Annotated in this window: 12 protein-coding genes; 3 read left to right on the top strand and 9 right to left on the bottom strand. The window is 68.9% G+C overall.

Features of this window, described 5'->3' with window-relative positions:
- Positions 1–2: 2 nt before the first annotated feature.
- Together D7D52_RS31635 and D7D52_RS31630 are read right to left on the bottom strand one after the other, a co-directional pair.
- Entirely contained in the window at positions 3–425 is a 423-nt protein-coding gene (locus tag D7D52_RS31635) for an AMP-binding protein (RefSeq protein ID WP_120742250.1), read from the bottom strand.
- 165 nt (positions 426–590) lie between these two features.
- Positions 591–1472 carry a helix-turn-helix domain-containing protein gene (locus tag D7D52_RS31630; protein ID WP_120742248.1) on the bottom strand — a complete coding sequence of 294 codons (882 nt, stop codon included), beginning with the start codon at positions 1470–1472 and terminating at the stop codon, positions 591–593.
- A gap of 263 nt (positions 1473–1735) precedes the next feature.
- Here D7D52_RS31630 and D7D52_RS31625 point away from each other — a divergent pair, with 263 nt between their 5' ends.
- Together D7D52_RS31625 and D7D52_RS31620 are read left to right on the top strand one after the other, a co-directional pair.
- Entirely contained in the window at positions 1736–2095 is a 360-nt protein-coding gene (locus D7D52_RS31625; protein WP_120742246.1) for a DUF4254 domain-containing protein, read from the top strand.
- A gap of 313 nt (positions 2096–2408) precedes the next feature.
- Positions 2409–2780: a hypothetical protein gene (locus tag D7D52_RS31620; RefSeq protein ID WP_120742244.1), complete on the top strand. Its 372-nt coding sequence runs from the start codon at positions 2409–2411 to the stop codon at positions 2778–2780.
- Positions 2781–2920: 140 nt separating this feature from the next.
- On the opposite strand, the gene D7D52_RS31615 is transcribed toward D7D52_RS31620, so the two are convergent.
- The 7 genes from D7D52_RS31615 to D7D52_RS31585 all read right to left on the bottom strand — a co-directional run bounded on the left by D7D52_RS31615 (position 2921) and on the right by D7D52_RS31585 (position 10682).
- Entirely contained in the window at positions 2921–4630 is a 1710-nt protein-coding gene (locus tag D7D52_RS31615; protein ID WP_120742242.1) for an aminoglycoside phosphotransferase family protein, read from the bottom strand.
- A 171-nt stretch (positions 4631–4801) separates the two neighbouring features.
- Entirely contained in the window at positions 4802–5599 is a 798-nt protein-coding gene (locus tag D7D52_RS31610; RefSeq protein WP_120742240.1) for an ABC transporter permease, read from the bottom strand.
- A 3-nt stretch (positions 5600–5602) separates the two neighbouring features.
- Complete coding sequence (locus tag D7D52_RS31605) at positions 5603–6496, bottom strand: 2-aminoethylphosphonate ABC transporter permease subunit (RefSeq protein ID WP_120742238.1); 894 nt, start codon at positions 6494–6496, stop codon at positions 5603–5605.
- The gene (locus D7D52_RS31600; protein WP_120742236.1) at positions 6493–7674 is read right to left on the bottom strand and encodes an ABC transporter ATP-binding protein; all 1182 of its coding nucleotides are present in this window, start codon (positions 7672–7674) and stop codon (positions 6493–6495) included. The genes D7D52_RS31605 and D7D52_RS31600 overlap by 4 nt, the downstream gene beginning before the upstream one ends.
- A 30-nt stretch (positions 7675–7704) precedes the next feature.
- On the bottom strand, positions 7705–8769 hold the full coding sequence (locus tag D7D52_RS31595) for a 2-aminoethylphosphonate ABC transporter substrate-binding protein (protein ID WP_425464585.1): 1065 nt from the start codon (positions 8767–8769) through the stop codon (positions 7705–7707).
- Positions 8770–8852: 83 nt separating this feature from the next.
- Positions 8853–9545, bottom strand: a complete 693-nt coding sequence (locus tag D7D52_RS31590) for a phosphonatase-like hydrolase (protein WP_120742234.1) — start codon at positions 9543–9545, stop codon at positions 8853–8855.
- Between the two features lie 21 nt (positions 9546–9566).
- Complete coding sequence (locus D7D52_RS31585; RefSeq protein ID WP_120744618.1) at positions 9567–10682, bottom strand: TIGR03364 family FAD-dependent oxidoreductase; 1116 nt, start codon at positions 10680–10682, stop codon at positions 9567–9569.
- Positions 10683–10818: 136 nt separating this feature from the next.
- Here D7D52_RS31585 and D7D52_RS31580 point away from each other — a divergent pair, with 136 nt between their 5' ends.
- The gene (locus tag D7D52_RS31580; RefSeq protein WP_222932944.1) at positions 10819–11574 is read left to right on the top strand and encodes a GntR family transcriptional regulator; all 756 of its coding nucleotides are present in this window, start codon (positions 10819–10821) and stop codon (positions 11572–11574) included.
- The last annotated feature ends 9 nt before the right edge of the window (positions 11575–11583 follow it).

The following is an 11583-nucleotide window of genomic DNA, read 5'->3' as shown; positions in this document are numbered from 1 at the left end:
GGTCAGGAGGCCTGGCGGACCGGCTGCGGTCGCGCCGCCGGACGCAGTTCCGACTCGGTGAGCGGGGCGTCCGAGCCGGTCAGGTAGGCCACCAGCGTGGACCGGTCGTCGAGCACCAGCCAGCGGCTGGGATCGGTGATCAGGTCGCGTCCGGCCTTGGTGGTGATGCCGAAATCGGCACGCGCCAGCGTGGTCTCGGTGGTCAGCGGCACCGGCGTGGCGCCGGTCTTGGTGATGGCCACCCGGGCCACCATGGCCTCGAGCTGCGGGGTCTCCGCGATCGCGATGCGCGCGCCGGGGTGGGCTCCGAGGCGCAGCAGCATGCGCGCCAGGCGGTTGCTCCAGCGGTCGAGCTCCGCGGTGCTGAGTTCGCAGTCGGCGGTGGTCACCGCGAGGGCGGCGGGCGATTCGACCGGCTTGCACATCGAACATCATCCTCTCGGAGGGGGCGGTTGCGGTGGTGTTCGGTATGTATCCACTCTCGCCGCCACGCGCCGCGGTCGATAGCGACCACAGTGCTGACCGTTTCCGCTCCGAGGGTGCGGGTCTACCCACCCTGGGGTGGGTGGAAGATCATGTACTCGCCGCGATCAAGATTGCTCGCCGATCGTCTTGTCCAGGCCGGCCATGGTCTCCTGGATCATGAGGATGGAATCGCGCGGGCTCAGCGCCATGGCGCGCAGCTGATCGAACATGACGCCGTAGCGGCGGACCTCCGGATGGCCCTCGATCAGCTCGTCGCTGGCGATGCCCTCCACGTAAACCAGTTCCGGGTCAGCGGGATCCGGGAAATCCAGCAGCGTGAACGAGCCCAGCATGCCCGGGTGCGCGCCGGCGTCGAAGGGCAGGATCTGCAGGATCACATTGCGCTTCTCGGTGTGCCACAGCAGCTGGCTGAACTGCTGACTCATCACCTCCGGGCCGCCCACCAGCCGCCGGATGACGGCCTCGTCGAGCACCACCCACAGCTCCAGCGGATCATCCTTGACCAGCACCTTGGAACGCTCCTGCCGAGCCCGGATGCGTTGCTCGATAACCTGATCCGACACCTTGGGCATGGTGGTCTGGTAGACGGCGGCGGCGTACGCCTCGGTCTGCAGCAGCCCGGGGATGTAGGTGGACTGGAAGAACCGCGCCGAGAGCGCCTCGGCCTCGAAGTTGATGTAGGCGCCGTAGACCTCCGAGACGGCGTCCTCGAAGGAGCGCGCCATGCCGGGTCGCAGCGCATCCACCAGCAACTGCAAGGCATCTGAACGCTGCGGGTCGGTGATGCCGTAGAGATCCAGCATGGCCGTGAGGGTGCGGCGTTGCGGCCGGGCCTGCGCGGTCTCGATGCGGTACAGCGTGGTGACGTTGATGCCGGTCTTCGCGCTGACCACCTCCTTGCTGAGCTGCGCGTTCTCGCGCATCTCGTGCAGCATCGCGGCGAGCCGCCGCAAACGGACGGTAAGCACGGTGCGCTTGCCTGCCATGACAACCCTTTCACCCTGTCGCACTTGCAAGAACGCAGTATTGCGTTCTTGCATTTGTAAGAGCATGATCCAGCTAGCCTATTCGTGTACAACCGATCCGATGACCGGTATAGCTGAATCCGGAGACCAATCATGTTGGTGCGATTAGTGATGCTGTCGGGTATGTATGGGGAGTCGCGATGACCATGTCCATAGCCGGGGTGCTTCCGACGGCTCCGCAATTGCTCTGCGCCTTCCAGGGGCGAAGATTTCAAGATCGAGTTTTGTTGCGGTCGGCGCACGCTCTCGCCGAACTGCACGAACGTCGTGCCCAGGTGCGGGATCCCATGATGATCGGCGAGATCGATTGCCGGCGCGAAGAACTCGTTGACGATATCAACGATTGGGTGGAACAGGAACTGCCGCAACACCGCAACGGTTCGCGGCTGCACACCGAGAGCCTGGGCGCGGTGGTGGACCGCATGGCCCGGAGCTGGGTGGAAGCCAATCAGGTGATAGATCATGAAGGCGCGGCCAGTGATAACACCCATAAACACTGGTACCATCTTGCCGAACTGGTTGACGGCTACACTGATCTCGTAATCGACGTGGCCGGTGGCCGCCGCCGTTTACCAGAACAATGATTCCAAATGCATTGACACAATTGATGTATTGCTACCGAATCGTTGATTCGTCAGCGGTGACGTCAGCCCGAGTGCGGCTATCGGACCAATAGCTCGCTCGAACCGTAGGACGTCGCCCGCCCCAAGACGGCGGGCGCAACGGGGCGCCCCGCCCGGCGTGCCGCGTGGTCGACTGGCGCGGCACGCCCGCCCTGAGCTTTGCCGCGTCACGCGGATTTGTCGCGGAGCGCCCGGAGTTCGTTCGCACTATGTGCATTTCACAATTGTGCGTGTGTATTCGGGATTTCTTCGATGCGCGGGGAGGAGTTCGATCATGAACACGGGCGAGGCAACCGCCGCCGAGCTCTACCGGCAGGCCCGGACCGGGGTCTTCCGGCTGGATACCGCTACCGCGCGCAAGTGCGCCGCGAACTTTCTGCGCTTCGCCGACGCGCTCGACCCGCGCATCGCCGACAGCCACGCCGCCCACACCCTGACCGGCGTCGGCGACTTCGACTCCGCGCATCAATTGCGCGCCGGCTTCGAGGCCAAGGCCCACGCCCTCACCGAAACCCTGACCGCTCTGCAGGATTCGGCCGTCCAGCTGGCCGCCGCCCACCTCCTCGCCGCCGGCCTCATCCAGGCCACCGACGACACCCACGCCCGCCCCCTGCTCGCCGCCACAGCCGCCCTCCCCACCCCCTAGCGAGCACCCGACCTTCGGGGACCTGATCCCTCACCCGAAGAACAGTTGGGCCGGTACCCGAATCCCCGGGTACCGGCCCAACTACTCGAACGCCGAAAGCCTTGGCGGGCAACCAACGCAGGACGTCCAAAGTGCAAGGGTCAGCGGGTTTTCCAGTAGTTGTCGGGGCCGACGGATTGGACGCAGGTGTGGGCGGCGGCGTCGAGGTTGGGTTCGAGGGAGGCGTCCTGGGTCAGGTTGATGTAGAGGGCGTAGGACTCGTAGAGGTAGCGGTATTGCTGGCGGCCCCAGCTGGAGTAGGTGGCGGCGAACATGGTGGTGAGGTCGGCCTTGCAGACCGAGGCGCCGGTGCCGTCGGTGGGGCACCACACGTCCCAGGTCTGGTTCTGGCCCTTGAGGCCGGAGTAGACGGCGTCGGACTGGGTGTTGGAGGGGAAGGCGAACACCTCGATGGAGACCAGGATGGTCTGGGACGGATCCAGGTAGACGCCGGTCATCATCTGCTGGCAATTGTTGTTCTGCAGCGCGGTTTTCACGTTCTGCGACATATTGCTGGAGATGCAGTCCTTCGCGCCGGAGGAGGTGCGGGTGTAGACCACGTTCTTGCTGTCGGTGAAGGTGGGCGGCAGCAGGGCGTCGGCGGTGAACGGCGTCTTGTCGGTGGTCTGCTGGTTGAGGGTGCCGACGTCGAACTTCGCCGAGGTGCTGGTCGGGGGAGAAGTCGTCGTGGTGGTGGCGATCGTGGTCGTGGTGGAGCCGCCGGCGTCGTTCTTGGAGTCCTTGCGGGTGAGCACCACCGCGCCGACCGCCAGGGCGATGACCAGCACCACCAGCAGCGCACCGAGGATCACCTTCAGCGCGGTATTGGAGTTGCCGGGTTGCGGTGCGGGCGAGTACAGCGGCTGCGGCCCCGAGGCATACCCCACCGGTTGCGTAGCCGGCGGCCACCCGGTCGGCGCGGTCATGGCGACCGTCGGCAGGGCGGGCGCGCTGGCCGGGTGCTGCCCGGTGTGCCGATCCAGCACCGCCAGCGGCTCCGGCAGATAGTTCGTCCCATCGGGCGTCAGGTACACGGCGCGCAGCGCATCGCTCCACTCGGCGGCGGAAGGCCGGGCGTCCGGGCCGAATCCGCCGGCGCCGAAGGCCCGATCGAACAGGGCCCGCAGCCGCGGATCCAGGTCCGCGGGCAGCATCGGCCCGCGCGGCGCCATGCCCGGGGCCGCCATACCGCCGTCGAGGAACAGGATGCCGGACAGCAGCGCCGCGAGATCGTGGCGGTCCTTGTACCGGTCGTAGGCGGCGTCGACGGGAGTCAGCCCGCCGGTGTCGATGACGTAGGCCAGCGGCGCGGCCTGCTGCCACAGCACGTTCTTGGCGGTCAGCTCACCGTGGATCAGCTGCCGCTCCTCCAGCGCCCGGACGATGTCGGCGAGTCGAATGGCAAGTCCCGCACGGAAATACGCCGCGCTCTGCCCGGGCGCGGCCCACAGTTGATCGAGGGTGCGCGGCCGCCCGTCCGGCAGCAGATAGTCCATGGGGATCAGCGGCAGCACCGTGCCCGCCAGCACCCCGTCGTGCACCACCAGATCGATGGGCCAGTTGACGGCCTCCGCGGCGTGCCCGGTCCCGCCGGCGTCGAGGTTCAGGACCGTCTGCCGCCCGATGAGCATGAGCTGCCGGGCCCGTTCGATGGCGTCCGGTGCGGTGACGGGGGTGCGCAAGATCTTGTAGAGGCGTTGCCGGCCCTGCGGATCACGGCACAGATACTGCACCGAGCGGCTGCCCGCGGCGTAAAAGGGTTCGTTGTCCACGTCGTACGACTCACCGGACAACCCTGCGACGACCACCATCGAACTTCCCCCGCCCGAACGGTAACTCAACGATCACGATCCACTGCGGTAACTCGGCGAGCATACCGGTCCACTGTCCGCCACGCCCGGGCAAAAACGCAAGACACCGCTGACCGTCCCCTCATGCGCGGTCAGCGGTGTGGTGCGGTCGGCTCCGCCCGGACCCGGAGGTCAGCGCAGCGCCGCACGACCTTTCAAGCGGCCCAGGACGACCAGGGCGAGCAGGGTGACCAGCACCAGCAGGGTGGTGCTGGCCGCGGCGTCGAAGACCTCGCCGCGGTCGGTGGCCGCGAAGATGCTGACCGGCAGCGTCTTCCAGGTGGCGGGGTAGACCATGACGGTCGCGCCCAGCTCGCCCATCGACAGCGCGACGGCCAGACCGGCGGCCGCGCCCAGTGCGGGCAGCAGCAGCGGCAGCGTGACCCGGGTCAGCACCCGCACCGGTCCCGCGCCCAGGGATTCGGCCGCCTGCCGGTAGCCGGGGTCGAGCCGGTCCAGGGCCGCGCTGACACCGCTGAACGCGTACGCCAGCACCAGCACCGTATGCGCCAGGATGACAATCCATTTGGTGCCGCCCAGCAGCAGCGGCCGCTCGTTGAAGGTGATCAGCACACCCAGCCCGATCGCCACCGACGGCACCGCCACCGGCACGTGGAACACCGCGTCGGTGAGCCGCCGCAGCCGGCCGGGCGCCTCCCGCGACGCCAGCGCCGCCCAGGTGCCCAGCACCAGCGAGAGCAATCCGGCCAGCAACGCGGTCTGCAGGCTGACCGACAGGCTCGCGGACTCCTCGCCGGAGAGCACCTTGTCGAAATTGGCGAACCCGAGCCGGGACGGCAGCGGCCCGGTCCAGCGTCCGGCCAGCGCCGCGGCGACCACGGTCGCGATGGGCGCGACGAACACCACGGTGACCACGACCGCGAACACCGCCAGCACCGCGGCCCGCCCGCGTCCGGTCCACACCAGCATGATTCAGCTCTCCTTGCGCGCGCCGGTGAGGCGCGCGAACAGCAGTCGGTATCCGAGATAGAGGCTCAGCGACAGCAGCACCTGCACCGAGGCCAGCACCGCCGCGCCCGGCAGATCGAAGGTGACGATGCCGCGCGTGTAGATCAGCGCCGGCAGCGTGAGCACGCCCTTGGCGCCGGTGAACAGCACGATGCCGAACTCGTTGAGCGTCAACAGCAGGGTGAGGCTGCCGCCCGCCGCGAGCGCCGGCCACGCCTCGGGCATGACCACCCGCGCGAGCACCCGCCACGGCGAGGCCCCCAGGCTGGCGGCCACGTCGAGTTGGTCGCGCGGCAGCTGCGCGAACGCCGCCAAGAGCGGCCGCACCACGAACGGCGTGAAGAAGGTGACCTCGGCCAGCACGACACCCCAGGGCGTGCCGAGGAAATCGATGACCGGTTCGGTGCCGCCGGTGAGCTGCCCGATCAACGCGTTCACCGCGCCCGCGGTCCCGTAGAGGAACGTGAAGGCCAGCGTCACCAGGAACGACGGGAGTGTCAGCACCGAGTCGATGAGCCGTCCCACCAGCTGCGAACCCGGAAACGGCACGAACGCCAGCACGATCGCCAGGAATGTGCCCAGCGCGAGGCAGCCGAGGGTGGAGCTCACCGCGATGGTCACGGTGCGCCACAGCGCATTTCGGAACGATTCCTCCCCCAGCACCCGCGACCACGTATCGGTCCCGCGCCCGGACTTGGCCTTGGTGGACTCCATCAGGACTCGCACGATCGGATACACCGCGATCAGCAGCACCACCAGCACCGGCGGCAGCGTCCACAGCACCGGCCGCCACGACCGTCCCGGCGGGGGAGGTTCGGAAGGCGCTGCCTCGGCAGGGGATTCGAGCAGGGCGGTCATGCGCGGGCCTCGCCGTCGGCGGCGGCGTGGGTGCCGATGCCCGGCGGAATGAGCACGCCGGCCGGGTCGGGGAAACGAACGCCGACGTGGTCGCCGGGCGCGAAGTCGGTGTGGCCCAGGACGTCCGCGGTCAGCTCCTCGCGCAGGCCCGCGACCTCGAGGTGCAGGCGGGTGGACGCGCCCTTCCACACGCTGGTGCGCACGGTGGCGCGCAGGGCGTCTCGTCCGGTGAGCGCGACGATCGCGACGGTATGCGGGCGCACGCACAGCTGGGCCTCGGCGTTCGGGACCCAGTCGGGGCGTCCGATACCCGGCGCGGGGGCCTCGGCGCGCAACGTGTGCTCGCCGACGGTGACCAGGGCCGCGGTGCCGGAGACGTGCTTCACCTCGCAGGCAAGCAGATTCGCGCCGCCCAGGAAGGACGCGGTGAATTCGGTGGCGGGCTGTCGCCACAGGTTGCGGGCGGTGTCGATGTCGACCAGTCGCGCGTCGCGCATGACGGCGATGCGGTCGGCCAGGGCCAGCGCCTCGGACTGATCGTGGGTGACGTACAGCATCGCGGTGTCCGGCAACGCTTTTCGCAGCTGCTGCAGCTCGCCGAGCATGTTCTGGCGCAGCTGCGCGTCCAGCGCCGCGAGCGGTTCGTCGAGCAGCAGCACCTTGGGCCGGATGGCCAGCGCCCGCGCGATGGCGACGCGCTGCTGCTGCCCGCCGGACAGCTCGCGCGGCAGCCGCGCGGCATAGTCGCCCATGCCGACCATCTCCAGGGCCTCGGCGACCCGCGCGCCGATCTCCTTGCGCGGCACCCGATGCGCCTTCAGCCCGAAGGCCACATTGTCGTGCACCCGCATGTGCGGGAACAGCGCGTAGGACTGCACCACCACCCCGATGCCGCGCTTGGCGGGCGAGAGGTCGGTGACGTCGCGGCCGGCCAGCCGCACCGTGCCCGCGGTGGGCCGGACGAACCCGGCCAGCGCCTTGAGCGCGGTGGACTTGCCCGAACCGCTGGGTCCCAGGAGCGCGACCGTCTCCCCGGCGGCGACCCGCAGATTGAAATCGGCCAGTGCGACAATGGATTTGCGGCCACGGCCGTAGCTGACACCGACCCGGTCGAACACGATGGCGGGTTCGGCGGTGGCGGCGGCGGCCACCGCGGATGTCGTCGTCGGGGAGGACATGGTTGCTGCTCCTGGGGTTTCGGGCCGGACCTAGCTACCGGTGGCCTTGGTGTAGGCGGCGACGTCGGCGTCGAGGCCGTCGAGCACCGTGGTCCAGTCGGGGTGCAGGACCGTGACGTCCTTGATGGTCGCGGCCGAGGACGGGCCGTTGCCGGTGGCCGGAGCGTTGGCCAGATCGGTGCGCGACGGGACGGCGAAGGTGTCGGGCAGCGTCTTCTGCACGTCCGCCGAGAGCAGGAACTCCAGCAGCTTCTTGGCGGCGTCGGAGTGCGGCGCGCCCTTGGTCATGCCCATCAGGTACGGCAGCGACACGGTCGACTTCTTGCCGTCGGCCGAGGCCGGGAAGAAGACGTTGAACTTGGAGCCGTTCTTGATGCTCTGCAGGTTCATCTGCACATCGCCGTTGGCGACGAGGATCTCGCCCTTGTCGGTCTTGGCCTGCAGCTTGCCGGTCGAGGAGGACGGGCCGACATTGTTGGCCTGCAGCTTGCCCAGGTAGTCCAGCGCGCCCTGCTTGCCCTGCAGCTGCTGCAACAGCACCAGCACCGCGGTGCCGTCACCGGCCTGCCCGGGCGTCGAATACTGCAGCTTGCCCTTGTATTCGGGCTTCAGCAGGTCGTCCCAGGTCAGCTTGGACGCGTCGACCGACGGGTTGGCGATGAAGCACAGGTAGTTGCCCGCCAGCGACACCCACTTGCCGTTGGCGTCCTTGTCGGCGGCGGCGACCGCGCCGGTGTCCACGCCGCTGGCCTGCAGCAGACCCGACTTGTCGGCCTTCTGCATGAACGGCGGCAGCGTGACCAGCAGGTCGGCCTGCGGGTTGGACTGTTCCTTCTCCACGCGGCTCACGACCTCGCCGGACCCGGCCTCGACCTCGTTGACCGTAATGCCGGTCTGCGCCTTGAACTTCTCGAAGGCGGGCTTGTACCAGTCGCCGAGACCGTCGACGGAGTAGACGGTGACCGTCTTGCCGTCCTTGGCGTCGCTGCCGGTGCCGCCGCAGGCGGTCAGGCCGAAGGCGACCGCGGTGGCGGAGGTCAGGATGAGGGCGGTGCGGGCGATATTGCGTGCGAGGCGGTTGTTCGTATTACGCACGGTGACTGCACTTTCGTTCAGGGGACGGTCGAATCGAAGGAACGGGGGGTACTCCGGCCGCCGCGCTCGGGCGGCGGAGGTCTCTAGCCGCGCTCGGCCAGCAGCAGCCGCGCGAACTCGGCGACCGACTCCACGACATGGGTCGCGCCGGCGGCCCGCAGCTGCTGCTCGTCGTGCGCGCCGGTCAGCGTTCCGGCCACGATGCGAGCCCCGGCCGACAGCCCGGTGCCGATATCGCTGGCCGTATCGCCCAGCACCGCAACGCGAACCACGGCGTCGATGCCCAGCCGCAGCACGGCGGTCAGCACCAGATCCGGGTAGGGGCGGCCGCGACCGGCGTCGGAGGGGGCCAGGGTCAGGTCGGCGATGTCGTTCCAGCCCAGCGCGTTCAGCAGGATGTCCTGGGTCTCGCGGCTGAACCCGGTGGTCAGCGCCACCTTGATGCCCGCGGCGCGCAGCTCGGAAATGGCTTCGGCCGCACCGGGAATCGGGGTGACGCCGGTTTCGGCGGCCAGTTCCGCGTAGGCGGCCTCGAAGGCGGCGTTACCGGCCTGGGCGCGCTCCTCGTCGCCACCGGTCAGCGCCCGGAAGACGACGATCTTGGACTGGCCCATGGTGTCGATGACGTACTGCCGGGCGGCCTCGCGCTCGGGGCCCTCCGCCGGGATGCCGGCCGCGGTCGCGGCGCGCTCGAAGGAGCGGATGACCAGGCCGTCGTCGCTGACGGTGGTGCCGGCCATATCCAGCACCGCGAGATCGATCTGCTTGTCGGACACAGTGTTTCCTTTGATCGTGGCTCAGAGCGAGAGCAGGTCGGCGGTCTCTTCGCCGATGGCGGGGCCCAGCGTCATGCCGCGGCCGCCGGGACCGGTGACCACCCAGACGTGCTCGGAGGCCTGCGCGCGGGTGACGATGGTGCCGGGATCGATGGACTGGCTGTACACGCCCGCCCAGCGCCGCACGATCGGCGGGAGCTTGCGGCCCAGCAGTTCCTCCAGCACGCCCGTGAGGTGCTCGTAGGGCGCCTCGTCCACGTCGAAGGTGAACGGTTCGTCGTATTCGTGGGTGTCGCCGATGGTGAGGCCGCCGTGCAGGCGCTGCACGGCCAGCAGCTGCATCTTGTGCTGGGCGGCCGTGAACGGCTGCGCCTCTTCGCGATTGAGGCGATCCAGCTCCGGGCCCGCGAAGGCCGGGTAGTAGCGGAAACTGTCGCCGTCGGCGACGGCGGTGGTGAGCGGTTCGCCCAGGGGAGCGGTCTGCATCATCTGCAGCCGCACCCGGCGCACCGGAATATCGCCCACCAGTTCACGAGTCAGGCCGGAGTGCGCGGCGCCCGGGCAGACCAGCACCAGGTCGCCCTCGTGGCGGCGGCCGCGATCGTCGATCACGGTGGTGCCGGTGACGGTGCGCGCCTCGGTGCCGGCGAAGAAGGTATAGCGTTCGCTGGCTTCCATATAGCGGCGCAGCGCCGGCAGCGCCTGCCGGGACTCGACAGCCGCATCGGTCGAACAGTGCAGGCCCGCAAGGAATTTGCCGCGCAGGGCGGGGTTGACCGCGCGCACCCGCTCGGGTTCGAGCAGTTCGAAACCGCGCTCGGCGGCCGCGGGGGCAGCGGCGGCGGCTTCGGCCACGGCCAGCTCGTTCTCGGTGCGCACCAGGGTGATCGAGCCCGCGGGCCGGAAGCCCACACCCGGCACCTTGCCGCCGATCTCCTCCCACAGCTGCCGGGAGCGCAGCGTGAGTTCCAGTTCATTGGCGCTGCGTCCGGACACCCACACCAGCCCGAAGTTGCGCACGGTCGCGCCGCGCGCCTCCACCTCGCGTTCCAGGTGGACGACGTGGTGGCCGCGTCCGATGGCGGCGAGCGCGTGGGCGGTGCCGAGGATCCCTCCGCCGATGATGACCAATCGCATGACCAACATCCTGGGCAATGGTCTAGACCTAGGAGTGTTTCGTGTGGAAACGCTGGGTTAATAATTGGTATAGACCAATTCTGTGTACGCTGGGGCCATGGACACGAGGGAGGCCACCGGGGTGGAAAGCCGATCGATGCCCGGCCGTCCGGCGGGGGAGAACCCCGGTGCGGCCACCGATTCCGCGGCCAATGCGCGCCTGCCGAAGTCGTATCGCGTACGCGCGGAACTGGAAGCGCTGCTGGCCGAACTCGCCGAGGGCGATCAGCTGCCCTCGGAACGCGAACTCGCGCTGCGCTGCGGCGTCGCCCGCGAGACCGTCCGGCAGGCGCTGCGAGAACTGCTGGTGGAGGGGAGGATTCGCCGTCAGGGCCGCGGCACCGTGGTCTCGCGCCCGAAGATGGTGCAGCCCTTGTCGCTGCGCTCCTATACGGAGGGGGCGTTGAAGTTCGGCCGCACGCCCGGTCGTCTGCTGGTCGGCTGGACCGATGTGCCCGCCGAGCCGGACGTCGCCGCGGATCTCAGCGTCGAACCGGGCACGCTGGTAGCTCATCTGGAACGCGTCCTGCTCGCCGACGGCGAACGCATCGGCCTGGAATCCACCTGGATGCCGCTGCCCCGCTTCGCCTTCCTGCGCGAGTTCTACGACCCCACCACATCCCTCTACGCCGCCACCCGCTCCCACGGCATCGTCTACATGTCCGCCACCGAACGCATCGAGACCATGCTGGCCTCCCCCCGCGAAGCCGCCCTGCTGGAATGCACCACCGCCCTCCCGATGCTGCTCCTGCACCGCCGCAGCGTAGACGCCGAAGGCACCCCCATCGAACGCGTGCGCTCGCTCTACCGCGGCGACCGCATCGCATTCCAGGCGACGCTGCGCGACTACTGAGCTCCAGCC

It is taken from the genome of Nocardia yunnanensis, assembly GCF_003626895.1.
In the GTDB taxonomy this organism is placed as follows: domain Bacteria; phylum Actinomycetota; class Actinomycetes; order Mycobacteriales; family Mycobacteriaceae; genus Nocardia; species Nocardia yunnanensis.
This window is presented reverse-complemented; position numbering and strand designations above follow the sequence as displayed.